Annotated in this window: 21 protein-coding genes; 8 read left to right on the top strand and 13 right to left on the bottom strand. The window is 30.0% G+C overall.

The window, feature by feature from the left end; translation table 11 throughout:
- The first annotated feature begins 21 nt into the window (after positions 1 to 21).
- Genes lon through ABIN73_08285 form a run of 3 tightly spaced genes read left to right on the top strand, consistent with a single transcriptional unit; the run spans position 22 to position 4,161 of the window.
- Positions 22 to 2,373: an endopeptidase La gene (gene lon / locus ABIN73_08295; protein ID MEO0269721.1), complete on the top strand. Its 2,352-nt coding sequence runs from the start codon at positions 22 to 24 to the stop codon at positions 2,371 to 2,373.
- A complete protein-coding gene (gene hflX, locus ABIN73_08290) occupies positions 2,370 to 3,461 on the top strand; it encodes a GTPase HflX (GenBank protein MEO0269720.1) in 1,092 nt (363 codons plus the stop codon). Before lon ends, hflX begins: the two co-directional genes overlap by 4 nt.
- A 1-nt stretch (position 3,462) precedes the next feature.
- Positions 3,463 to 4,161 carry a hypothetical protein gene (locus ABIN73_08285; GenBank protein ID MEO0269719.1) on the top strand — a complete coding sequence of 233 codons (699 nt, stop codon included), beginning with the start codon at positions 3,463 to 3,465 and terminating at the stop codon, positions 4,159 to 4,161.
- Between the two features lie 10 nt (positions 4,162 to 4,171).
- Here ABIN73_08285 and cdaA read toward each other — a convergent pair whose 3' ends face one another.
- From cdaA to hutI, 11 genes are read right to left on the bottom strand one after another with little or no spacing between them, the layout of a single operon-like run.
- A complete protein-coding gene (cdaA, locus tag ABIN73_08280) occupies positions 4,172 to 4,930 on the bottom strand; it encodes a diadenylate cyclase CdaA (GenBank protein MEO0269718.1) in 759 nt (252 codons plus the stop codon).
- A 1-nt stretch (position 4,931) separates the two neighbouring features.
- Complete coding sequence (locus ABIN73_08275; GenBank protein ID MEO0269717.1) at positions 4,932 to 5,840, bottom strand: DUF6569 family protein; 909 nt, start codon at positions 5,838 to 5,840, stop codon at positions 4,932 to 4,934.
- Between the two features lie 19 nt (positions 5,841 to 5,859).
- Positions 5,860 to 6,297: a divergent PAP2 family protein gene (locus ABIN73_08270; GenBank protein MEO0269716.1), complete on the bottom strand. Its 438-nt coding sequence runs from the start codon at positions 6,295 to 6,297 to the stop codon at positions 5,860 to 5,862.
- Entirely contained in the window at positions 6,294 to 7,760 is a 1,467-nt protein-coding gene (locus ABIN73_08265) for a biotin carboxylase N-terminal domain-containing protein (protein ID MEO0269715.1), read from the bottom strand. Before ABIN73_08265 ends, ABIN73_08270 begins: the two co-directional genes overlap by 4 nt.
- Positions 7,738 to 8,568, bottom strand: coding sequence for a PHP domain-containing protein (locus ABIN73_08260; GenBank protein ID MEO0269714.1), 831 nt, complete (start codon positions 8,566 to 8,568; stop codon positions 7,738 to 7,740). Before ABIN73_08260 ends, ABIN73_08265 begins: the two co-directional genes overlap by 23 nt.
- Complete coding sequence (locus ABIN73_08255; GenBank protein ID MEO0269713.1) at positions 8,565 to 9,386, bottom strand: AAA family ATPase; 822 nt, start codon at positions 9,384 to 9,386, stop codon at positions 8,565 to 8,567. The genes ABIN73_08260 and ABIN73_08255 overlap by 4 nt, the downstream gene beginning before the upstream one ends.
- A 41-nt stretch (positions 9,387 to 9,427) precedes the next feature.
- Entirely contained in the window at positions 9,428 to 11,335 is a 1,908-nt protein-coding gene (locus tag ABIN73_08250; protein MEO0269712.1) for a tetratricopeptide repeat protein, read from the bottom strand.
- On the bottom strand, positions 11,332 to 12,141 hold the full coding sequence (locus tag ABIN73_08245) for an AAA family ATPase (protein ID MEO0269711.1): 810 nt from the start codon (positions 12,139 to 12,141) through the stop codon (positions 11,332 to 11,334). Before ABIN73_08245 ends, ABIN73_08250 begins: the two co-directional genes overlap by 4 nt.
- A gap of 12 nt (positions 12,142 to 12,153) precedes the next feature.
- Positions 12,154 to 13,662, bottom strand: a complete 1,509-nt coding sequence (locus ABIN73_08240) for a tetratricopeptide repeat protein (GenBank protein ID MEO0269710.1) — start codon at positions 13,660 to 13,662, stop codon at positions 12,154 to 12,156.
- Positions 13,659 to 15,467 (bottom strand): glutamate formimidoyltransferase, encoded by a 1,809-nt coding sequence (ftcD, locus tag ABIN73_08235; protein ID MEO0269709.1) that lies wholly within the window; start codon positions 15,465 to 15,467, stop codon positions 13,659 to 13,661. Before ftcD ends, ABIN73_08240 begins: the two co-directional genes overlap by 4 nt.
- Positions 15,454 to 16,671: an imidazolonepropionase gene (gene hutI / locus ABIN73_08230; protein ID MEO0269708.1), complete on the bottom strand. Its 1,218-nt coding sequence runs from the start codon at positions 16,669 to 16,671 to the stop codon at positions 15,454 to 15,456. The genes ftcD and hutI overlap by 14 nt, the downstream gene beginning before the upstream one ends.
- A 100-nt stretch (positions 16,672 to 16,771) precedes the next feature.
- Between hutI and ABIN73_08225 the strand changes: the two genes are divergently transcribed.
- Genes ABIN73_08225 through ABIN73_08205 form a run of 5 tightly spaced genes read left to right on the top strand, consistent with a single transcriptional unit; the run spans position 16,772 to position 21,420 of the window.
- Positions 16,772 to 18,079: a UDP-glucose/GDP-mannose dehydrogenase family protein gene (locus ABIN73_08225; GenBank protein MEO0269707.1), complete on the top strand. Its 1,308-nt coding sequence runs from the start codon at positions 16,772 to 16,774 to the stop codon at positions 18,077 to 18,079.
- Positions 18,067 to 19,014: a UDP-glucuronic acid decarboxylase family protein gene (locus ABIN73_08220; protein ID MEO0269706.1), complete on the top strand. Its 948-nt coding sequence runs from the start codon at positions 18,067 to 18,069 to the stop codon at positions 19,012 to 19,014. Before ABIN73_08225 ends, ABIN73_08220 begins: the two co-directional genes overlap by 13 nt.
- Positions 19,001 to 19,708 carry a glycosyltransferase family 2 protein gene (locus tag ABIN73_08215; GenBank protein MEO0269705.1) on the top strand — a complete coding sequence of 236 codons (708 nt, stop codon included), beginning with the start codon at positions 19,001 to 19,003 and terminating at the stop codon, positions 19,706 to 19,708. Before ABIN73_08220 ends, ABIN73_08215 begins: the two co-directional genes overlap by 14 nt.
- 11 nt (positions 19,709 to 19,719) lie before the next feature.
- Complete coding sequence (locus tag ABIN73_08210; GenBank protein MEO0269704.1) at positions 19,720 to 20,379, top strand: hypothetical protein; 660 nt, start codon at positions 19,720 to 19,722, stop codon at positions 20,377 to 20,379.
- The gene (locus ABIN73_08205) at positions 20,380 to 21,420 is read left to right on the top strand and encodes a putative glycoside hydrolase (GenBank protein ID MEO0269703.1); all 1,041 of its coding nucleotides are present in this window, start codon (positions 20,380 to 20,382) and stop codon (positions 21,418 to 21,420) included. It abuts the gene before it with no gap.
- Positions 21,421 to 21,474: 54 nt separating this feature from the next.
- Here ABIN73_08205 and ABIN73_08200 read toward each other — a convergent pair whose 3' ends face one another.
- The gene (locus tag ABIN73_08200) at positions 21,475 to 22,095 is read right to left on the bottom strand and encodes a hypothetical protein (GenBank protein ID MEO0269702.1); all 621 of its coding nucleotides are present in this window, start codon (positions 22,093 to 22,095) and stop codon (positions 21,475 to 21,477) included.
- 51 nt (positions 22,096 to 22,146) lie between these two features.
- A partial coding sequence (locus tag ABIN73_08195; protein ID MEO0269701.1) for a T9SS type A sorting domain-containing protein occupies positions 22,147 to 24,547 on the bottom strand: 2,401 nt, incomplete at its 5' end.

Here is a 24,547-nt window from a genome sequence, read left to right as displayed (position 1 = left end):
ATTAATGTAGTAATTATATTTATGAGAAAATTACCTTTAATTCCTCTGCGTGAAGTTGTGCTTTTTCCTAACTCTATATATCCACTTATATTAGGAAGAGAGTTTTCTAAAAATGCACTTGAAGAAGCTTTAAAAACAAAGGAAAAAGAACTCATTTTTTTAGCACAGAAAGACCCCTCTGTTAATGATCCTGAAATAAAGGATTTATATCCTGTTGGAACCTTAGGAAGAGTTTTAACTGAATTTAAATCACCGGAAGGAAATTACAGAATTGTTGTAGAAGGTATTGAAAGGGTAAAAATTTTAAACATTATTTTTAATGGGAAATTTTATGAAGCAGAGTTTGAAATTTATGAGAGGAATTTAATTGAAAATGAAAGAGCCTACCAGCTTGCAAGAATAATAACAGAAAATTTCAGAACCCTCACAGGCTTTTTACCAGGATTTCCAGAGGACCTTCTCGCTCATTTGTTTTCAAAAAGAAAACCAGTAGAAATTGCAGATTTTGTATCAACACATCTCCCTGTTAAAGCAGAAGTTAAACAGGAGCTTCTTGAAATTGATAATTTACTTAAATATCTTGAAGAATTAAATAAAAAAATTATTGAGGAAATTGAATTTAGAAAATTAAAAATTGAAATAGAAGAAAAAACAAGAGAAGAATTACAGAAGAGTCAGAAACAAGTATTTCTTCATGAGCAAATGAAGCAAATTCAAAAGGAACTCGGATATAGAGAAGGAGATGAAATTCAAATATTAAAAGAAAAGATTGAAAAATCAGGTATGCCAGAGGATGTAAAAGAGCATGCCCTTAAAGAGCTCAGAAAACTTGAAATAACACCTTCTATTTCACCTGAAGCAGCTGTTATAAGAACCTATCTTGATTGGCTAATTTCAATGCCATGGAACAAAAGAACAAAAGATACTCTTGATTTGAAAAAAGCAAAGAAAATTCTTGATGAAGACCACTATGGTCTTTTTGAACCAAAAAATAGAATTTTAGAATACCTATCAATTTTAAAATTAAAGGGAAAAATTACAGGACAGATTCTTTGTTTTGTTGGACCCCCAGGTTCAGGTAAAACATCTCTTGCAAAATCAATATCTAAAGCTCTTGGAAGAAAATTTGTAAGGATGTCCCTTGGTGGAATAAGGGATGAAGCTGAGATAAGGGGGCATAGAAGAACCTATGTAGGAGCTCTTCCTGGAAGAATAATTCAGGGCATAAAAAAAGCAGGCTCAAAGAATCCAGTCTTTCTTTTAGATGAAATTGATAAAGTGGGAATGGACTATAGAGGTGATCCTTATGCCGCACTTATGGAAGTTCTTGATCCAGATGTAAACAAACATTTTGTTGATCATTATCTTGAAGTTGAGTTTGATTTATCAGAGGTACTCTTTATAACAACAGCTAACTCTTTATATAAGATTCCACTTGCTTTAAGGGATAGAATGGAAATCATAAATTTACCTGGTTACTCTGAATTTGAAAAATTGATGATTGCCAAAAAACATCTTATTAAAAGAATTCTTGAAGAAGTAAATTTAAATCCAAAATATTTTTCTATAGAAGATAGTGCTATACTTGAAATAATCAGAAAATACACAAGAGAAGCCGGTGTGAGGGAATTAGAAAGAAAACTTTCCAGGGTAATAAGATATGCTGCTAAAAATTTTGTAGAGAAAGGTGAAGCTACTTCTGTTGATAAAAAAGACCTATCCAAAATTCTTGGACCTGCAATATATACAACAATCGAAAGTGAAAGAAAATTAAAACCGGGTGTAGCTTATGGACTTGCATGGACAGAGTATGGTGGAGATATAATGAGAATTGAAGTTTTACTTATGGAAGGAAAGGGAGAATTAACATTAACAGGGCAACTGGGGGATGTTTTAAAGGAATCAGTCTATGCTTCTATCAGTTATTTAAGGTCAATGAGTAAAATTTACAATTTACCAAAAGATTTTCACAAAAAGTATGATATTCATTTACACATACCTGAAGGAGCAATACCAAAGGATGGACCTTCAGCCGGTCTTGCAATTGTTCTTGCTATATTATCTGCACTTATTAAAAAAGAATTACCCTCTGATACAGCCTTTACAGGTGAAATCACTCTAACTGGTGAGGTTTTAAGAATAGGCGGACTTGAAGAAAAAATAAATGCTGCTAAAAGAGGTGGAATAAAAAGAATTCTTCTTCCTGAGGATTCAAAATCTGATGTTAAAAAAGCGAGAAGAGAATTAAAAGAAGGTATTGATTTTTGTTATATTAAAACTATAAATGAAGCAATCAATATAGTTTTTCCAGATTTAATTAAGAATAAAATAAAATCAGGAGAATTTTCCCATATTGTTTCCTTTAAATCTTGAAAGAAGAAAAAACAGTTTTAGTTGCAGTATTCAGTCCCAAGGAAAAAGAAATATCAAGTTATAAATTACAAGAGCTTGAAAGTCTTGTAAAATCTGCAGGAGCAATAATTACTTCAGAAGTTATACAATTTAGAGATAAAATTGATCCAGAATTTTATATTGGCAAAGGGAAATTAATGGAAATTAAAGAAAAAATTGAAAAAAATGGCGCTCTAAGTGTGATTTTTGGTTGTGACCTCTTACCAAGACAGACAAGAAATCTTGAAAATTTCCTAAAAATTAAAGTCATCGATAGAACAGAGTTAATAATGGATATTTTTGCAAAACATGCAAAAACAAGTGAATCAAAAATTCAGGTTGAACTGGCTCAACTTACATACAGATTAAGCAAATTAAGGGGAATGGGACAATGGCTTTCAAGACTCGGTGGAGGTATAGGAACAAGGGGACCGGGTGAAAAAATCCTTGAAGTGAAAAGAAGAAATATAATGCTTAGAATAAAATATTTAAAGGAAAAATTAAAAGATATTGAAAAACAGAGAAATGTTCAAAGTAAAAAAAGAAAAAATTTTTTTAAAATATGTTTAGTTGGATATACCAATGCAGGTAAAACCTCAATCCTGAACTTAATTGCTAAAGAAAAAGCAGAAACAAGAGATGCACTCTTTGTTACTTTAGATGCACTTACAAGAAAATTTTACATTGAGAATGTTCCTGTTATTATAAGTGATACAGTCGGTTTTATAGAAAATATACCTTTAAGTATTATTCATTCTTTTAAGTCAACACTCAAAGTAATAGAAGATGCAGATTTACTTTTACATGTTGTTGATATTTCAAATCAAAGGAAGGAAGAACATATAAACTCTGTAAATAAAATCCTTGAAGATATGAATGTTTTAAAAAAGGATACTATTTATGTATTCAACAAGTATGATTTATTTTTTGAGGAGGAAGAAAAAGTATATCTGAAGAATAAATATACTCCATGTGTTTTCATCTCAGCAAAAACAGGAGAAAATATAAATTTACTTCTTGACAAAATTAAATTTTATGCTTTAAAATTTAAAAGTAAAATTAAAATTTAAAATGGATGAAATTGTGTTAAAACCTTATATAAGTATTGAAAAACTGGAAGAAACATTTAAAAGTAAAGACAAAGTTAAGCTTTTTTATGATGAAATAAGGCCAAAACTTCAAGATCTTGTTACACCTATTTTAAACACAATAGAGGAAATAGTTGGTGTTGATATTTTCTGGCATTCAAAACTATCAGTTATACCTTCATTAAATGTTGAAGAGGCTAATTTTGTTGGATACGGTATAGAACCAAGGAAAAACGAAAGTTACCAGAAAAATTCAGATCTATTAAAAATATTTTTAAGATTTGAAGTTCATTCACCTCTTGAATCAGGTGTATATTTTGGAATAAATGGCAAATATGAAAAATCAAGATTTGCCTTTCTTTTTCATCAATATCCAGAGGATGTTGTGTCCGTTATTCAGAATGCTTTTGTTTATGTTAAACTCTTAGATAAGCAGATTGATCTAACCTCCACTGAAAAAATTATAAATTTTCTTGATAAATACTTTACAGAAGCTGACGAAGTTGTTTTTTTTGGACCTGTTGAAGTTACAAGACCAAAGGAGGAAGTTAGTGCAGGAAGTATATTGAGATTTCTAACTTTATTTCCTATTTACCAATCTATGATTGAGTATTCCTTATCCGATGAATCAAATTTTAAAAATTACATAAAGAGAGTATTTAATTTTTTACTTTCACCTTAATTCCTTCTATCTATAACCTTCCCTTATAAAAGACTTCAAGATTCCTTCTTAAAGTATCCCTTGTAACTCTTCTTATCAACTTTCCCTGGTAAGCAAAAGAAACCTCTCTTTTTTCTTCGGAAACAACAATTGTAAAACAATCACTCTGTTCTGTTATACCAATAGCAGCCCGGTGTCTTGTTCCAAGAGAAATATCTATAAGTGGTGAATCAGAGACCGGTAGAATACACCTTACAAATTTTATTCTGTCATCCTTTATAACACATGCCCCGTCATGCACAGGCGAAATCGGATTAAAAATAGCAAGAAACAATGGTTCAGAAATTTTTGCATCCACGAATAAAGCCTTATCAGTGTATTCGCTTAAAACCATCCTCCCCTCTAATACAATTATTGCACCATAGCCTTTATCTCTTAGAGAAAAACTAGCCTTAACAAGGGTATTTATTATTTCTTCAATTTTTTCCTCGTTAATTTTTTCTCCTTTTAAAAGCGGCAACCGTCCAAAACTCGTGAGGAGTCTTCTTATTTCTGGTTGGAATATTATTATAAAGGCAATCAAACCGATTGTTTTCAAACCATTAAAAAATAACTTTGTTCCAGCTAAATCAAATATGAAAGAAATAAAAGCAAGCAATAATAAAATAAAAACACCCAGAAACATAAAACCAGCCCTTGTACCCCTGAATAGTCTTATAATAAAATAAGAGAAAAAGGACAAAATTAAAATATCTATAAGATCAAAGATTCTTATATTTAAAAAATCCAATTTATAATTTTATATCTGGGAAAACTGCTAAATGTAAAAAATCCTCTTCTTCTTTTTTCTTAAATCCCCTTACTATTAAACTTTCACCTTCACCCCTATATTCAATACCCTTTCCAACTCCATTAAATTTTTTCATTTTTATTCTTATGACTTTCTCAATTATCTCTTTAACCTTATCCTTATTTATAAAATCAGTAGGACGGTCCCTTAAGAGTATTGCATCAAGAGCATAGCCTCTTAAAATTTTTTTCTTGAATTTTTCAAAAATATAAGGAGAAACAAAAAGATCCATACATATAAATTTATCACCAGCAAAAGCGACTAAACCACTTACATCACTTAAATCAAGATTTTCTAAGTACCATTCAATCTGGGATTCATATCCTTTAAAAGCATCATGAATGGATAAAGTTCCGGAAGTAATCTTAAGAGAACTAAGAGTATTTTTAACACTTTTCCAGACTATACTCTGATCTGAATAATAGGTCTTATTCAAAGATAAGCTCTTATTTGTGGTTTTTAAAAGGATAGCCCTTAAACTGGGATATAAAGCTACTCCTGAAGAGCTAAAACTTCTTCCACCTTCCCACCTTCTCTCTTCAACACAAGAAACAGGAACTTCTATTACAGTATTTGGTTCGGAAAAAAAAGCGGTATTAATTACCCTGTTTTGAAAAGCACCTATTACTTCTTCTCCATCAATAGCAAAAACAGGGAAACTTCCACTATTTTTAAAAATTATCTTGTTCACAGAAGGCTCCTTTAATTCTTCAAATTTCCCAAAACCTTCATTATAAGCCTCATCAATTGTTTTTATATTTTCTTTAAAATCTCCGTTATCCTTTCTATATAAGGGATACATCAATAGGTTTCTTTGGAATACAGGTTCTCCAATTTCTATTTTTTTCATAATAAATTATAAAATAAAACTAAACAAAAATCAATCCAAAAAAAATGCCGAGAACTGCTCCAACGATTACTTCAAAAGGAGTATGACCTAAAAGTTCTCTTAACCTTTCTTCTTTAATTTTACCTGTATGAGAAAATTCATCCATTATTTTATTCAAGATCTGTGCTTGTCTGCCTGCAGCTCTTCTTAAACCAGCAGCATCATACATAACAATAAAAGTAAAAAAAGCAGTTACAGCAAATAAAGGTGACCTAAAACCTTCCCTAATTCCAACCATTGTGGTTAAAGCAAAGGTGGATGCTGTATGAGAAGAAGGCATACCACCTGTTTCTGTTAGCCATTTCCAGTTCCATCTTTTAAATTTAAATGAATAAAGAATTGATTTTATTATCTGTGCAATTAATCCTACAAGAAGAGTTTTTAGGAGTATATCATTTGAAATTACTTCTCTTATCATAATTCAAAATTATTATGGAAGAATCTAAAATTTTTCCAAGGACTTATTGTGCTTTGTCTTTTTTCCTCTATTAAACTCTGTGTTTCAATAAGTGAAGATAACTCTTCTTCAAAAATAAAAGGAGTTAAATTTTCAGGTTTCCATCTCTCAAGTAAAAAGGTATCATATTCTCCTTTTTCAAAAAATTCACTTGAAATAACATTCAAGCAGAACTCTTTTGTTGTTTTAATACCAGCAATAAATAGCTCATTAAGAGCTCTTTTCATCCTCTGAATCCCCTCTTTTTTATCCTTACCCCATACAATTATCTTCATTATTAAAGGATCATATTCTTCTGGAACATAAAAACCCTGGTATACACCTGAATCAACTCTTACAAATGGACCCGAAGGATAAGTAAGCCACTTTATTTCTCCAGGTGAAGGAATAAAATTTTCATAAGGATCCTCAGCACATATACGAACTTCAAGGGAATAACCTTTTAAAGGATACAGTTTCTCAAGTTTAAGCTCTTCTCCACTTGCAACTTTTAACTGAAGATAAACAAGATCAAGCATGCTTCTCATTTCTGTTACAGGATGCTCTACTTGCAATCTTGTATTCATCTCTATAAAGTAAAAATTTTTATTTTCATCAAAAATAAATTCTACTGTTCCAGCATTATAATAATTACAAGCCTTAGCGATCTCCATCGCAGCTTCCTCAATATCCCTTCTTATTTTATCATCAATAAAATATGAGGGACTTTCTTCAATAAGTTTCTGGTGTCTTCTCTGTATAGAACATTCCCTTTCACCGAGAGCATAGTAATTCCCCTTTTTATCAGCTATTATCTGAACTTCAATATGTTTTGGTTTTTCAATAAATTTTTCAATATAAAGGGAACCTTCACCAAAAGCACTTTCTGCTTCCCTGTAAGCTAAATTAAATAGAGAAACAAATTCTTCCTTATTCTTTACAATCCTCATACCCTTTCCACCGCCACCTAAACTTGCCTTCAAAAATAAAGGAAAACCGATTTTTTCTGCTATTTTCAATGCTTCTTCAGGATTCTCCAGTTTACCTGAATAACCTGGAACAACTGGAACATAACATTTTTCCGCAATTTTTCTTGCAAGAGCTTTATCACCCATAAGCCTCATAGACTCTGGAGATGGTCCTACAAAATTTACACCCTTTTTTTCAACTTCAAGTGCAAAAAGATAATTCTCTGATAAAAAACCGTAACCCGGATGTAAAAACTGAGGTTTTTCTTTCTCAATAACCCATAATATTTTATCAATGTTTAAATATGTTTCATAACTTGATTTACCATTTAAAGGGTAAGAAAAATCCATAAAAAAGTTATGAAGTGAAAATTTATCAGGGTCAGAGTATATTCCTATCGGCGATATTCCCATTTCTCTTAAAGTTCTTGCTATTCTTACAGCTATTTCTCCTCTATTTGCTATAAGGCATTTCATTTTTAAATTTTTTAAGTTTTAGATAATATTCGTAAGGACATGTTTTATTTGCAATTTTATTTTTACCCTCATGGTTATCACCATGATAATCAGAACCACCTGTTATTAATAAGTTGTTTTTAACTGCATATTCAAGATAATATTCCTCTTTCTCCTTATCATGATCCGGATAAAAAACTTCGACACCTTTCATTCCAAGTTTTTTTAAGTAATCAAGATAATCATAATCAATATTTTCAACTCCAGGGTGAGCTATAACAGGAATTCCTCCTGATTTTAATGCAAGCTCTATCCCCTCTTTCGGTGTTAATTTGAATTTCGGAACATAAGCAGGTCTATCTTTTCCAAGATAAAGTTCAAAAGCTTCATCAATAGAGGATACATAACCCTTTTTAACAAGAATTCTTGCTATGTGAGGTCTTCCAAAAGATTGAATATTTTTTTCTTCAATTACTTCTTCAAGGTCAATTTTGATTCCCAGGTTTTTTAATTTTTCTATTATTTTTTTTATTCTCTCAAATCTTACTCTTCTAATATTTATTAATACTTTCTCAAGTTCTGACTCCGGTTCAGGAAAATATACGAGCAAATGTATATCTCTCTCTCCATCACTTAAAGAAAGCTCAGTTCCAAGTATAACTTCTAAATCTGTTTCTGGAATAAAATTTCTTGCCTCTAATGTATCGTGATCACATATACCAAGAACTTTTATACCTTCTCTTTTTGCTTTCAAAATTAAGTCCTTAGGTGATAATTCTCCATCTGAAAAAATAGTGTGTGTATGCAAATCTATTTTAAAATCTTTCATAAACCAAGTTCCTTTACAACTTTATTAAAAATACCACTGTTAATCAATTTTGTTTTTCTTAAAAAGCCTTCAAGGAGTGCATTGTCACAAATTGTATTAATAAGTCTTGGTTTACCCTTGGAATATTTATAAATTATTTCATAAACATCATCTGAAAAAATCTTATATTCAGCTCCAGCCAATTTCAATCTGTGATTTATATATTCCTTCATAGAATCAAAGTCAAGGGGTTTAAGATTAATTTTTAAAGCAACTCTCTCATAAAGTGGCATATCCATTTTAAGATTTTCTTCTAATTGTGGCAAACCAAAAAGTATAAAGTTTAAAAGACGTTTTCCTGGAATCTCAATATTTAAAAGACCCCTTATCTCTTCCATAATTTCTTTATTTTTTAGCATATTAGCTTCATCAATTAATATAACAGGAATTTTGGAATTTTTATACATTTCTATTAATTTTCTTGAAACATTTGAAACAAGAGACACAGGATCATTATCGTTAACCTGAATTTTCAAATTACTGGCAATTTTTTTTAAAAACCATATTTTACTGATATCAGAATGAACAATAACTATTAAAGAAGGTTCAAAGTTTTCATATTTTGTAAGCTCACTCAAAAGTTTTCGAGCTAAAGTTGTTTTTCCAAGACCAATGTCACCTGTTACTGTAATCAAACCTCTATAGTTTTTTATACCATGAATAATTTTTATAAGTGCCTCCCTATGTTGCGGAGAATTAAACCAGAAATTCTCATCAGGTGCAGCTGAAAAGGGTTCTTTTTTAAAGTTATAAAAATCAAGATAAGAAATACTTTGCATTTCAGATATTATAAATAAAAATCAGAAAATTTTACAATCTTTTATAAAAAAGAAATTTTATCCTCGTCCACTACTCTTCTTCTATTACTTTCAAGTTCCTCAATTTTATCTTTTAAACCCATTATTTCAGGGTCTTTTTCATAGGCTCTTTTATAATAAGTTAAAGCATTGACAGGGTCACCTAAATTTTCATAGCATTGTCCCAGATGATACTCAATTGAAATAAGTCTTCTTTCTTCCAGATTCTTTTCCTGCAAAGCTTTTTCAAAATACTCTATCGCAATATTAAATTTCCTTAACTCCATAAAAATTTCACCAAGAAGCTCAAGAGATTTTGCCCTTGTTTCTTCTGAATTTAAGGCTTCTTTAAGGTTTATTATAGCCTCTTCATAAAGCCCCATTTCTCTCATTGCGATACCAAGTTCCAGCTTGCCTTTATAATCTATTTCCTTTGAAAATTTATGAAGAGTTTCCCTCACTTCACTGAATATATCCTTTTTAATCTTTTTCTCCTCCTCTTCCAATTCTTCAAAAATTTGACTTTTTAAATCTATAAATTCCTCTTTTTTTTCCTCCTCAAAAGTTTTTTTCTTTTCTATCTTAACAAATTCCTTCTCAGGTGTTTTTGGTTCTTCCACTTTTACAGTTTTTTCCTTTTTTAAAGGAACCTCTACTTTACTTTTCTGTAATTTTTCTAAGGATTCAGGACTTATCATTGTGACAAATTCAATAGCTTTTTTATTATCTGGCTCAATATCAAGTACCTTTAAGAACCACTTTAAAGCATCATCCTTTGCTCCTCTCTTATATAAACACTCAGCCAGGGAAATTATACTATCAACAAGAAGGTCTTTATTTTTCAACATATGGGAAATTTTTACCATTTCTTTTCTTGCTTTTATTTCTTCCGGCCATTTACTCGCAATTTCCTTGAGTATATTATAAGCCTCTATCACTAAATTTTCCTGTAAATAAAGTTCAAAAGCTTTATAAAAAGTATCAAGAGCTCCTGTATAATCACCCATCATAAGAAGTGTTTCAGCAAGAGTTTTAACTTTAAAGGGATTTTTTATCTCACTTTCTAAAACCTCTTCTTCACTTACAGCAGCTTCTGACCCGAATTCCATGTTAGAAACTTCCTGACTAAATTCCTCTTCAACTTCTTTTTGAATTTCCTTCTCTATTTCTTTCATCTCGACCATTTCTACTTTTTCTTCTTTTTCAGTTTCTTTTACCTGTTTAAGAGTTCTTGTTACTTTAGGTCTATCACCTTTTAAGAGTTCATCCAGTGTTACAAAAACACTATCTTTTTCCTCTGATTCGCTATCCGAACTTATTCTCTCTTCAATTTCTTTTTCAGAAACACCGAGAGATAAGAGTTTATTTCTGATTTCTTTTTCTTTTTCTTTATTTCTGTTAAAAAAATAAGACAAAAGCTCAAAATAAATTTCAATAGCCCTCTTGTTTTTTTTGAAATCAAGATAAAGTTCAGCAACTCTCTCCTTTAAGGCAAAATTCTCAGGTTGCCATCTTAAAAGAAGTTCATAATTTTCAAAACCTTTTTCATATTCACCATTCTTAAAAAGAAATTCAATATAAAATTCAAGAGTTTTACCAGCCTCTCCATAATCTCCTACATGATAATATGCCTCTGCTAATTTTCTATAGAGATCTTTTTTATCAGGATAAAGTTGAATTAATTTTTTTAGTAAAGCTATAGTTCTTTTATCATATATTCCTTGTTTTTCAAAAATTTCAAAAGATTTTAATAAAAATTCTCCTGCCTTTTTTTCCTGTTTGAATTTTATTAAAATTTGCCCTATTCTAAATAGAGTTTCTGGATCATTATTTTCATATTTCAAAATAGTTTGGTAAGTTTCTAAAGCTTTTTTGTAATCTCCTCTTAACTCATATTCCCTTGCTCTCTTCTTTAATTCTGAAATATTCATAATCCCATACCAGTAATCACCTTTTCAACATCATTTAACCCCACCCTGTTTTTACCCTGCATATAACATTCAAGCAAAGAGGCATCACATATAGCATTTATAACCCTCGGTATACCATTTGAAACTTCCCTTATTTTATCCTTTGCCTCTTGTGTAAAAATTTCTTCTTCTCCTCCAGCCTTTTTTAGTCTGAAATTAATATAATCTATTACTTCTGAATCATCAAGCTTTTCAAGAGAAATCCAAATAGGTATTCTTTGACTGAAATTAGGATCTTCTCTGAAATTTTTTATTATTTCTGAAAGACCAACAAAAACAAAGGAGATTGGTTTCTCATCCATAGTTTCTATTGAAAGAATATCTCTAAAGAAGTTCTTAAGTTCCGGTGATTTTATTTTATGAGCTTCGTCAAGCAAAAATATGAATTTTTTCCCTTTTTCAAAAGAATCTAAAATTGAAGATATAAATTCTTCTTTTAAACTTGAAATATTTTCTGTATCATTTAAACCAAAAAATCTTGAAACTTTCTTTAAAAACCATTTTACATTTACTTCTTGATGAGCAAAGAGAACAAAAAGAGGAATATAGTTTTCATGTTGATAAAAATCAAGAAGTAATTTTCTTAAAATCATACTCTTCCCGGTACCCACTTCACCTGTTAATACACAACCTCCCCTGTTTTTTGTTATACAGTATTTAATTTTTTCAAGTGCTTCTCTATGTATTCTGGAAGGATAGAAAAGTTCAGGATCAGGAATCATTGTAAAAGGGTCTTTTTTAAAACCAAAAAATTCAAATAATTCCATTTTTTACCTCCTTCAAAGAATAATAAAATGTTCTTTAATCATCTTTTTTGATAATTTAACCTTTTCCATTTCTGGTACTTCTTTTTCCTCGTAAACTTCTCTAATTTCTTCTATTACAGCTTCTTTTTCTTCAACTTCCGGTGTCAATATCTCAGGAATCTCAGTAGTTTTTTCATGAACAGTTAATTCTTTCTCTTCTCTTAAAACAGACTCACTTACCAGAGCTTCTTCTGGTCTTTTTATTTCTAAATATTCCTTAACATCTAAAAAACCGGGGTCCTGCTCATAAATAGAACCCAAAATTTCAAGTGCCTCTTGTTTATTATTAAGATTGTATAAAGATAATGCTTTAAAATACTTTATAAATTTAAGCGTTTCCTCACTTTCTGTAGCTTCTATAAATTTATCAGATTTTGAAACTACTTCTTCATATTCTCCTGTTAAATACAAGGTATAAAGATAATAGGGAGCAAAGAGATCAACTGAAACAGTATCTTCTATTTCTTTATAATCATTAATAACATCCTCATGCATATTCCACTCAGCCATTAGATTCAAAAAGGTAATATAATTTTCAACACTATTTTCAGGGAGTAAAAATTCCTCATATATTTTAAGTAAAATTTCATGTGTGATTTCAGGAAGTTTCCCTGTTTCCACCTTTGTGCTCTCAAACTTATCTAAAAATTCCTCAACTTTTGTAAGCCTTTCCTCCTGAGGAGAAATTTCTTTTATCTTATTCAGCACTTCCCTTGCCTTTTCTATGTTAGATTCAGATTTCAAATAACCGTAAATTGCACTGTAATATTCAAGAATTGCCTCCTCAAGAGAACCTATACTTTTAAGGAGGTCAGCAAGCTCAACTGTACCTGAAGGTTCTAATTTTTTTTCAGATAACCCTTCTATTTTAAGAATATCTTCAAGCTCACTTAAAGAAGGTTTATTTTCTACATAAATGAATTTTTTTATTAACTCTTTATAATTTCTTAACCTCTCGTCAGAATCAATGTTTTCGAAAGCATTTTTTAATAATTTTAAACCTTCATCATTTTTGAGATAAATATTAAGAACTCCTAAAAGAAAACTCTGTGTGGGGGTATTGTTAAAAAGCTCTTTTATTATTCTTTCAAGATACTTTTTTGAATCATCAATTACCTCTTCTCTTAAGAGTTTGTAAAGTGAATCCTTACATAACTTTAAAATACCGAGATAATAGGCAGATATGAATATTCTTGAATTTAATTCATTGGTTTCACCCTGAATTCTTTTCAATTTCATCAAACTTAACAATCTCTTGAAATGATTTTTTTCCTTATTAGCCTTTTCAAGAGCAGAAATATAATAACTTTGAGCAGATTCTATTTCCTCTTTTTCAAATAGAATATCACCTTTAAAAAGAAGAAGATTAAAATTATCCTTATCTTCTTCTAATAATCTATCCAGAAGCCTTAAAGCTTTATCAAATTCACGGTTACTGTAATATTTGAAAGCGAGGTTTTGAAATCGTTCCTTTAAAATCATTCTTTACCTCCTTTTAATTTTTTTAAAATAATATTTTCAAGTTTTTTAAATAAAGATTCAAACTCCTCTACCATTTTTTCCATTTCTGCCCTGTATTTAATTTTAAACTCATTTTCTAAATTTTTCAAGTTAATTAATACGTTAAACATGGCTCCTTTGAAAGAGGAATTAAACATCTCAAGCCCTGTACCCAAATCTGAAATAACATTTTCATCAATAAATTCTATAATACCATCAATAAGTTTCAAAGCAAATAAAGATTTCTCAGCAACTTCAAAAGGAACATTGATTGTTTCAAGAAGAGCATTAAAAACTTCCTTTTTACTTTTTCCACTTTTTAAACTATCCATATACTTCTGAAAACTTTCACTATCCTTATCCATTGCAACAAGAAAATAATCCTTCAATTCCTGGAATTTTAAAGAGGTATTTGAAAGCAATTCAAAATTTTCTTCAGTTTTCAATTTAGAAATTGTAATATTTAAAGCCATACTGCAGAGGGATGAAGCAATAGCACCCGAAAGAGCACTGGATGAACCTCCTCCTGGAACAGGAGAAGTCCTTGAAAGTTCATCAGCAAAATCCCATATTGACATCTTTGGTAACTTTGATTCAAAGATAAGAGGTAACCCAAGAACTTTCTTTTCTATTTCAAATTCAGTTACATCTCTTAATCCTAATGATTGAACTGCTGTTTCAAGAATATCCCTCACTGGAAGACCTTTTGAAACTTTCTGTCTCTCAAGGTAAAATAGACCTGATTCATAAATAGCATTAAAAGGAACTAAACCAACCAATTCGCTTCCAGTAACAGATAGCCCTCTTTCTTTGGCAAGCTCCTTTACTTTTTCAAAAACATGATGCATATTTGTTACTTTATAATCAGTCAAATTTATACTTATCTGTGCTCTTTTGTATTCATCTATGTACCAACCTATTGCTTTAACTTTTTTAAATAACCCCTTTTTCTTTACTGGTTTACCAATAATATTTTTTATATCAATTCCATTCATCTTTAAAAGTTCATAGAGATCATAACCGTGATTATCCTTAACATGATGATAAGTTTCTTCTAAAGTTTTTCCTATAAATTCACATTCACCGCAGGGATATTCATTTTCCTTATATCTAACAATATCGCCTTTAAAGTAAAAGGGATAAATGTTACCCTTTCTTTTTGTTCTTCCCTTCTCTCTAATTTCAAAGGCTATATCCTCTGCGTATCTTTTATCCCTTGTATTTAAATTAATGTTATAAGCAATAAGAAATTCCCTCACACCTATCACAGTGGCACCTGTTTTAGGATTAAATTCCTGGGGGCCAAAATCAGGTTTCCATTCAGGTTTATAAATCTTTTCAGCTAATCCCTCATATTCACCTTCTCTTATATAGGAAAGATCCCTTCTTTCTGGTATTTTAGCTGATTTTTCATATAAATATACAGGAATCCTTAATTCTTCTCCAACCCTTTTTGCAACTTCAATTGCTATCTCATTACATTCTTCAAAGGTTACATCCCTAAGTGGAATAAATGGACAGACATCAGTGGCACCTATTCTGGGGTGAGCACCTTTATGTTTTCTCATATCAATAAGTTCTGCTGCTTTTTTTATAGCACTAAAGGCTGCTTCTTTAACTTTATCTGGTTCTCCAATAAAAGTAACAACTGTTCTATTTGTATCATATCCCATATCCACATCAAGAACTTTTATTCCTTCAATTTCTTTTATAACATTAACTATTTCATCTATTATTTTTTTATTCCTTCCTTCAGAAAAATTAGGAACGCACTCAATCAATTTCATTTATAACCTCCTTTCCATTTTTTATTACAAGCACAGGTTTTTTTACATTATAAAAATCATAAAATAAATAGGATAGTCTTTTTATATCAAAAACAACAAGGTCAGCATCTTTACCTATTTCAAGAGAACCCTTTTTATCATCCATTAATAAAGATTTTGCTGAATTTATAGTAATTGCCTTAATTGCTTCTTCAATTTTAAAACCCATTAAAAATATTGAAAGTCCAGCAACAAAAATCTGAGAAAAAGTAAAAGATGTTCCTGGATTATGGTCAGTTGCAAGAGAAACTGAAAGACCAAGATCAAGCATTTTTCTTCCCTTTGCAAAAGGTAATCTCATATAAAAGGAAGTAGCTGGAAGAAGAATGCAGGAAATATTTTTATTCCTCATTTTTTTTAGTATATTTAAAGGAGTATATTCAAGATGATCACAGGATATAGCATTTACTTCCAGAGCCAGTTCTCCTCCACCTGAATTGGAGAGTTCATCCGCATGAATTCTTGGTAACATTCCATATTTTTTTGCCTCAAGAAGTATTCTTTTTCCTTCTTCTTTTGTATAAACCCCTTTTTCAACAAACACATCACAGAAATCTGCATATTTTGAAGCCTCTTTAAGACCATAATTTAAAATCTCCTCAATATATTCTTCCTTACTTTTTTCTTTAGGTACTGCATGAGCAAAAAGTGCAGTAATTTTTATATCTAAGGGAAGTTCCTTTTTTAGTTCATATAAAATTTCAAGGTGTTTGATTTCCTCCGCAACAGATAATCCATAGCCTGTTTTTGCTTCAATTGTTAAAGTTCCATGTTCTAAAAATTTCCTTAATCTTTCCTTTACTATTTTTTTTAAACTCTCTTTACTTTTTTCCCTTGTTTTTTTAACAGTATATAAAATTCCTCTTTCTTCTTTTAAAAGTTCAAGGTACTTCTTACCCAACAATCTTTCTTCAAACTCGAGAATTCTATCATCTGAGTAAACTGGATGGGTGTGAGGGTCAATAAATCCAGGTAAAATTATTTTACCTTTTAAATTATAAAACCTTGTTGAATCACCAATTTTATTTTTCCCTTCTTTATAATCACCTATAAAAACAATTTTTTCTTCTTTTATTCCTATATCTTTTTTGTAATAAATATCAAAACTTTCATTGCATATATAAATAAATTCAGGTGAATGTAGATAAATATCAAATTTTTCCATTTAAGGTTATAGTTTAAGAATTATAATGATTTTTTTGCAAGAAAATATAATATTATCTTAAACTTCATTTTTAAAATTAAATTTTGAAGGGAGAAATTAAATGAATCTGGGTGTCATAGGTCTTGGACATGTTGGTCTTGTTACAGCAGTTTGTTTTGCTGAAAAAGGCTTTAAAGTATTTGGAATGGATAAGGATAGTAATAAAATAAATACCCTAAAGAATAAAAATATACCCTTTTTTGAACCAGGCTTAAAAGAGTTGCTTAATAAAAATTTTAATAAACTTGAATTCACTGATAAAATAAATGTTATTCTGGAAAACTGTGAGGTTATTTTTTTATGTGTAGGAACTCCTCCTCTTCCAGATGGAAAAGCAGATTTATCTCAAGTAGAAGATGCCTCAAGAGAAATTGCAAAAAATTTAGAAAAGTTTACTCTTATTGTTGAAAAGAGTACTGTCCCAGTAAAAACTGCAGAATGGATTAAAAAAATTATGTCCCTTTATGTTAAGAAAAATGTTTCCTATGAAGTTGCTTCAAATCCTGAATTTTTAAGAGAAGGATCAGCAATCAAGGACTTTTTAGAGCCCGATAGAATTGTTGTAGGAGTTGAATCCGAAAGAGCTAAAAAAATTTTTGAAAAAATATATGAAGATTTTAATGCTCCAGTTATCTTTACAGATATTGAAACAGCCGAGATTATTAAGCATGCTTCAAATGCTTTCCTTGCGACTAAGATATCCTTTATAAACATGATAGCAGATTTGTGTGAAAAAACTGGTGCTGATATTTTGAAAGTATCTGAAGCTATGGGACTGGATAAGAGAATAGGAAGGGAATTTTTAAATGCTGGAATAGGTTATGGTGGTTCATGTTTCCCAAAGGATGTAAAGGCCTTTTATAAAATAGGTGAAGAACTGGGCTTAGATTTTGAACTTTTAAAGTGTGTTGATAGAATAAATGAAAAAAGGATAGAAAAATTTATTGAAAAAATTAAAAAAGTTTTATGGATAATCAAAGATAAAACTTTTGCAATTTATGGTCTTGCTTTCAAACCCGGGACAGATGATATAAGAGAGGCTCCAAGTATAAAGATAGTAAAAAAACTCTTAGAGGAAGGAGCCTACTTAAGAGTTTATGATCCTTATGCAATGGAAAATTTTAAAAGGGAATTCAAAAATAATGAAAGAATTTATTACTCAAAAGATCCTTACGATTCTGCAAAAAGTGCAAACGCGATTTTAATACTCACAGAATGGGAAATCTTTAAAAATTTAGATTATAAAAAAATTAAAAAATTGATGGAAACACCAATTATTGTTGATGGAAGAAACTGTTTGGATATGGAAGAAATATGTAAACTTGACTATATCTATATTCCGGTAGGGAGAAAGGGATGCGGATATTAATCACAGGGTGTGCAGGTTTTATAGGATCTCATCTATGCGAAAAATTTTTAATTAAGGGTGATGAAGTAACAGGAATTGATAATTTTATTACAGGTAGTAAAAAAAATGTAGAAATTTTAAAAAAATACAAAAATTTCAAATTTTTAGAGTTAGATGTATGTAATAAGTTAAATATTAAAAAAAAATTTGACATAATCTATCACATAGCTTCCCCTGCTTCACCGAAACACTACCATGAATTTCAGCTTGAAACAATGCTTGTAAATTCAATAGGAACAAAGAATCTCCTTGACAAAGCAAAAATAGATAATTCAGTCTTTGTCTTTGCTTCCACATCTGAAGTTTATGGAGATCCTTTAGTTCATCCTCAAAAAGAAGATTATTATGGGAATGTAAACCCTATTGGTGAAAGAAGTATGTATGACGAATCAAAGAGATTTGGAGAAGCTTTATGTATGGTTTATTTCAGGAAATTTAATGTGGATATAAGAATAGTAAGAATATTTAATACCTTCGGCCCAAGAATGAAAATGGAAGATGGAAGGGTAATTCCCAATTTTATCGTGCAAGCACTTAGAAATGAGCCCCTTACTATTTACGGTGACGGAAGTCAAACAAGAAGCTTTTGTTACATAGATGATATGGTTGAAGGTTTAATAAAAGTAGGGATTAAAGCAAATTTAAAAGGAGAGGTTATAAATCTTGGTAATCCTCATGAAATTAAAATTATTGAACTTGCTGAGATAGTTGAGAAATTATTGAATAAAAATTTAAATAAAAAATTTTTACCTTTACCAAAAGATGACCCTAAAAAAAGATGTCCAGATATTGAAAAGGCAAAAAAACTTTTAGAATGGGAACCAAAAGTGAGTTTTGAAGAGGGATTACTTAAAACTATTGAATATTTTAAAGAACATTTAAATGAAGAAATTTAAAAAACTTTCAATTGTGGTTCCCTGTTACAATGAAAAAAATTATATTGAGGGGGTACTTAAAAAAATTAAAGAGGTAAAACTCTATGGGAATTTAGAAAAAGAAATTATTGTTGTTGATGATGGATCAACAGATGGAACAAGGGAAATACTTAATAAAATAAATGACCCAGAAATAAAAATTTTTTTTCAAGAAAAAAATATGGGAAAAGGAGCTGCTTTAAGAAGGGGATTTAAAGAAGCAAAAGGTGATATAATTGTTATTCATGATGCAGATTATGAATATGATCCTGAAGAGTGGAATAAAATGTTACCTCTAATATTAGAAGATAAAGCAGATATTGTATATGGTTCAAGATTTTATGGGGAACCTCACAGGGTTTTGTATTTTCATCATTATCTTGGAAATAAAATAATCTGTTTTTTAATTAACTTACTATGTGATATGAACTTTTCAGACATTGAAGTTTGCACAAAAATGTTTAGACGTGAAGTTCTTGAGGAAATTAATTTAAAAAGCAATGACTTTGGGTTTGAAGTAGAATTTACAGTAAAAATATCAAAACCAAAAAAATGGAGAATTTATGAAGTAGGAATAAAATATTTTGGTAGAACTTATGAAGAAGGTAAAAAAATAAACTGGAGAGATGGAATAAAGGCTATTTTTTATATATTTAAGTACAGATTTTTTAAATAGGAGGTTAAATTATGTGGATTTATATTTTAATAACACAAATATGGATAAATATAAAAAACCCAAGTTTTGAAAAATGGGTAGATACAACAACACCTCAGGATTGGAATGTAAATCACCCTGTTGCTTTACCTGTTTATAAGGAGAGAAATATCGTTAATGAGGGAATTTATTCTATAAAAGTTGAAAGAAAAAGTAAAACAACAAGTTTTACTGATGCATTAGAACAATTTGTTCCGGTCGATTATCAGGGATTAAATTACAGGATAAAATTTTTTGTATTTGACAATGACCCTGATGTGAGAGGAAGAATTTACTGTACCTGGTGCGCTCAGGATTCAAGTTCACTAAATGATTACTTTTTTTCATCATATTCAACAGATTCTCCTTTCTGGCAGGAGTTAATAGCTGAAGAGGTAGCCCCACTCAATGCATACTGGATTAAACTTACTTTGAGAATTTATCTACAAACAGGTTCAACTGATTCACTTGGATTTATCTTTTACGATAACGGTATAGGACTTGAAATAAATGAAAAAACAAAAACAGATTATACTATAAGTTATGAAGTAAAAGATAAAATTTTCTATGATATTTCAGGAAGAAGAAATGAAAAAGCAAGAATAATTTTTATAAAAGGGAGAGAAAATAAAAAAGTATTAAAAATAAAATAATTGGCTGATTCTCTTTTTTTTGCTCTCTATTTAAATGCCTATTTAGCTTCAAAGAATCAAATTCTTGAAAAAATATTTGAATATGCAAAAGAGAACATAATAAATGGGATAGTTTTAGATGTTAAAGAATCTGGATATATTTTTTATGATACTAAAAATAAAATTGTTAAAGATCTTCGGATTGTTAGACCACTTTTAAAAAACTTAAAAGAATATCTTAGAAAAATAAGAGAAAATAATTTAAAACCAATTGCAAGATTTGTATGTTTTGTTGAATATAATTTAGCAAAAGAAAAGCCTGATTGGTTTATACTGGATAAAAATACAGGAAAACCTTGGCAAGATAAACATGGTGCATATTGGTTAAATCCTTATAAAAGGGAAGTAAGAAATTATCTAATAAGCATTTTAAAAGAATTAAAAGAATACGGATTTAAAGAAATACACCTTGATTATGTTAGATTTCCTTCTGATGGTAATTTAGATTTAATTTTCTATGAAGGTATGGGAAAAATAAGTAAGGAGAAGATAATAGAAGATTTTTTAAAAGAAGTTAAAGATAGTTTAAAGGATGTTACATTAACAGCATGCACCTATGGATTCGTTTGCTTTTGGGGAAAGGTAGAAAGGGAGGGTCAGGATTTAGAGTTAATGGGTAAACATCTTGATAAATTTGCTTTTATGTTATATCCTTCCCATTTCGGTAAAAATTTTTTATACATTGAGAGAAATAATGAAAATTTTTATGGTAGGGAATTTCTAATATATGCTCTTGCACCAATAAGGGCAAAGGGTATAATAAATACAAAAATTTCTGTTTATGTCCAGGCATTTGATTTAAGATCTCCTTCTTTCGGAAAAGATTATATAAAAGCTCAATTAGAAGGAGCCTATCTTTCAGGTGTCAGAGAATTTTATTTTTGGAATGCAAGAGGAAGTTATGAAGAAACAATAAAGGCAATAAAAGAATTTAAAGAAGAAATAAAAAAGAAAAATAAAATTTTAATCAAGGAAGAAAAAAGAGTGATAACTTTATATTAAAATTTTACCTTACAGCATCTAAGAAATTTTAGATTTTTTTTAAAAAGTTCTTTTTTACTCCTTATATTCAACAAGCTTTAATTCATAAAAACCTTCATCTTCTTTACCCATCTTTATATAAAGGGGCAAAGCAACATCCTTTGCCCACACTATAACCCATACTTCTTTTCCATTTTCTTTGACAATCATCTTCTTCCCCTTTTTACCAGCATAAGTTTCAGAACCTTTCACCTCTACTTCAGTTAAATTACCAGAATCATCCTTTTGTTTCCAGTAAGAACCTTCTTCAGTACTGATTCCGATTACCCCAAAGTAAACAACCCAAGCAGGGGAAAATAGAGTAACAGCAAGAGGTGCAAGATAAGGGTTAAAAATAGATTGAGCTATTATTGCTCCAGCTATGTCATCTTTATTTTCAACAGTAGTGGTAAATGAGCCCTCACTCTCTCCATATTTACCTTCAATTTTAATTTTATATTTTTCTTCAGATTTTGAAATTTGTATAATTTCATATCCTGTTTTTGTTTTTTTACCTTCTACTCCCCTTACTTCGTATTTAAAAAATTCAGAACCTTTAAAACTATAAGGAATCCATTCAGAAGTTTCAGTTTTACCCTTAGGTAAAACAGGGTATGGTATTTGAGAAATAAAAAAAACTAAAACTATCTTTAACATTTTATTAAGGTTTAAAAAGGGATTTGAACCCTTTTAAAAAGAACTATATTTTTACTTAACAATAATAAATTTCCTTATTTCTTCTTTTTCCTTTGTTTTAATTTTAACAAAGTAAGTTCCCTGTCCAATTTTTCTGCCTTTTTCATCAACTGCATTCCAGAGAACATAGTAAACACCAGGTTCTTTTTCCTCTTTTAAGAGTGTCTTTACCTTTCTTCCTGTAATGTTATACACACTTATTTCAACTTCTGTTTTTGTAGGTATTCCGTAAACAAATTTAACATAATTATCCTTTGAAAGAGAATTTAGAACATTAAAGAAAAACTTTTTGGGTATTTCCCTTACTTTTTCTAAAATTCCTGTGAATTGATAATAGCCTGTATCAGGATCTCTACCAGGATTTTTCCACCAGGAAGAGTCACGGGAAAAGAGATAAAATTCAACAAGATTAACCCCTTGAGAAACAGGTATTGAATAATAATATTTTGCATTTTTAACACTGTCATGAGTTATGAAATTAAAGGAAGAACCATCAAATCTATATCCAAGGGAATCATAAAGAAGACCTGTCCAGTCAGTTATATCTGAAGAAATATAAAGAGTATTATTCATTATATCAAAACTTGTATTCTGATATAAGGGTCCTTCAAAATCTACATTTATCTTAGCTTCATTGGAATATTCTGAAAAAGTATCTGGATTTACATAATTTGTTTTTACTACATAATAGTAAGTTGTGTTTGTATTTACATTTGGATCTGTAAAGAAAGTCTGTGTCGTAGTCCCAATTGATGTGTAAGGTCCTCCAGGTGTCAAACTCCTCAAAATTTCAAAATTACCTATACCAAGAAGCTGGTAATATAAATTAGGCTTTTTGAAAGTTTCTCTTCCTTGAATTAAATATTTCCTCAGCTGTGAATTTAAAATTATCTTTTTTTCATTATCAGAAAATAGTTCTTCTTCAACTTTGATATTTTTCTCTTTTATTCTTTTAACTGAAGACAAAATTTGCGGTGAATATGAAACAAAGGAAGAAATAACAAAATCATATGGGAAAATAAACCATCCTGAACCAGCATTATACTTATTCCTTGTTGTTCTTGATGTGTCATCTGAAACAATAAAAGGAGTATTAACACCTAACCATTTTATTCCCACATGAAAATCTCCTGAATTTATAACAATATTTCGCGAAGATAAATCAAAAATTTCAAAATTTGGATACAAATTTGTAATAATAACTGTATCTGAGTAAATAACATTACCCGGGTTACCATAACCATCATCTTGCCAAACAATTAGTTCAGCAGTATCAGGGAATAAATAAAACATCATAGCAATTGCCTCTATTTTGCAAGGATAATATTGGGGAGTGAACCTTGTGGCAATCATACTTCCATCTGCAGCTCCCCAAGCATAAGTAGGTTGGCCATAGTAATAAATTTCTTCATAAGGAGCATTCCATCTAAGTTTTACATCATTCTGCCCTGGAATTCCATAAGCAATTAAATTTGATGAGGGAAGCGGATAAAGAACATAGAAGGAGTAAGTTTGAGTTATTGCTGTATTGTTTGCATAATCTTTTGCTTTTAAATAAAAATCAACAAGTTTCCCAGGTGATTGATCCGGTATCTGAAATGTAAAGGTGTCTCCAGAAACTGAAATGTGCCCTATTTGGTAAACTATGTCATCCACGATATAATAAAGGGAATCATTAGCAATACCAGAAATATCCTTTATTATTGCTTTTACAGTAAATGGACCATGATAAGCATTTTGCGGAATCTGAATGAGAGAAATTGTTGGTCCCTCATTATCAGGAACAAAATTTATTGAAAAATTGTCAATATACCACCACCATTCATTATAAGCAACATAATGAAAGGCTATTTTTACATTGTCCTTTCCATTTACATATGGAGTAATATCAAAATATTTGGTTCCAGAATCATCTTGATTAGAATACATTGCAATTTTTATCCAGGTATTTCCTCCATCAGTTGATAATAAAACTCTTCCTGAATCAGGTGTTGAAGTTGAATAATCATTATAATAATGCCAGAAAGAAAGGGTATATGTTCCATACTGTGAACAATTGAATCTTGGAGATATGAGCCAGTCATCACTCCATTCAACAGGAGAAAAGTATATTCTTGCTACAGTTCTTTGAGGATTTGCAGAAACATATCTGTGCCAGTCATTGTTGTTAATAACCTGAGGTGATTCACTCCCTCCATCAACAATTACCCATCCACAGAAAGGAGGCTCACTTGAATTTAGCCAGTTTTCATCAAAATTCTTTGAATAAGGGGGAATATGATATAAAGGACATACTCTAAAAGTAATACTTGATACATCATTTGAAGAATTTTGATCACCTTGAAGTTTTGTTCCAACATAAAGGGTAATAATACCTGTATCCTGTGGAACAAAAGGAACAGAAAAGGTAAAT

It is taken from the genome of candidate division WOR-3 bacterium (assembly GCA_039804025.1).
In the GTDB taxonomy this organism is placed as follows: domain Bacteria; phylum Hydrothermota; class Hydrothermia; order Hydrothermales; family JAJRUZ01; genus JBCNVI01.
Note: the sequence above shows the minus strand (reverse complement) of the source record. Positions and strands in the feature narration are given on the sequence as shown.

What these genes read in the sequence shown, in the direction of transcription:
- ABIN73_08260 (MEO0269714.1), bottom strand. Translation starts at nt 8,568, where the DNA reads ATGAAAGATTTTAAAATAGATTTGCATACACACACTATTTTTTCAGAT.
- ABIN73_08285 (MEO0269719.1), top strand. Translation starts at nt 3,463, where the DNA reads ATGGATGAAATTGTGTTAAAACCTTATATAAGTATTGAAAAACTGGAA.
- ABIN73_08270 (MEO0269716.1), bottom strand. Translation starts at nt 6,297, where the DNA reads ATGATAAGAGAAGTAATTTCAAATGATATACTCCTAAAAACTCTTCTT.
- lon (MEO0269721.1), top strand. Translation starts at nt 22, where the DNA reads ATGAGAAAATTACCTTTAATTCCTCTGCGTGAAGTTGTGCTTTTTCCT.
- ABIN73_08225 (MEO0269707.1), top strand. Translation starts at nt 16,772, where the DNA reads ATGAATCTGGGTGTCATAGGTCTTGGACATGTTGGTCTTGTTACAGCA.
- ABIN73_08250 (MEO0269712.1), bottom strand. Translation starts at nt 11,335, where the DNA reads ATGAATATTTCAGAATTAAAGAAGAGAGCAAGGGAATATGAGTTAAGA.
- ABIN73_08210 (MEO0269704.1), top strand. Translation starts at nt 19,720, where the DNA reads ATGTGGATTTATATTTTAATAACACAAATATGGATAAATATAAAAAAC.
- ABIN73_08220 (MEO0269706.1), top strand. Translation starts at nt 18,067, where the DNA reads ATGCGGATATTAATCACAGGGTGTGCAGGTTTTATAGGATCTCATCTA.
- ABIN73_08200 (MEO0269702.1), bottom strand. Translation starts at nt 22,095, where the DNA reads ATGTTAAAGATAGTTTTAGTTTTTTTTATTTCTCAAATACCATACCCT.
- ABIN73_08255 (MEO0269713.1), bottom strand. Translation starts at nt 9,386, where the DNA reads ATGCAAAGTATTTCTTATCTTGATTTTTATAACTTTAAAAAAGAACCC.
- ABIN73_08275 (MEO0269717.1), bottom strand. Translation starts at nt 5,840, where the DNA reads ATGAAAAAAATAGAAATTGGAGAACCTGTATTCCAAAGAAACCTATTG.
- hutI (MEO0269708.1), bottom strand. Translation starts at nt 16,671, where the DNA reads ATGGAAAAATTTGATATTTATCTACATTCACCTGAATTTATTTATATA.
- ABIN73_08215 (MEO0269705.1), top strand. Translation starts at nt 19,001, where the DNA reads ATGAAGAAATTTAAAAAACTTTCAATTGTGGTTCCCTGTTACAATGAA.
- ABIN73_08240 (MEO0269710.1), bottom strand. Translation starts at nt 13,662, where the DNA reads ATGATTTTAAAGGAACGATTTCAAAACCTCGCTTTCAAATATTACAGT.
- ftcD (MEO0269709.1), bottom strand. Translation starts at nt 15,467, where the DNA reads ATGAAATTGATTGAGTGCGTTCCTAATTTTTCTGAAGGAAGGAATAAA.
- ABIN73_08245 (MEO0269711.1), bottom strand. Translation starts at nt 12,141, where the DNA reads ATGGAATTATTTGAATTTTTTGGTTTTAAAAAAGACCCTTTTACAATG.
- ABIN73_08265 (MEO0269715.1), bottom strand. Translation starts at nt 7,760, where the DNA reads ATGAAATGCCTTATAGCAAATAGAGGAGAAATAGCTGTAAGAATAGCA.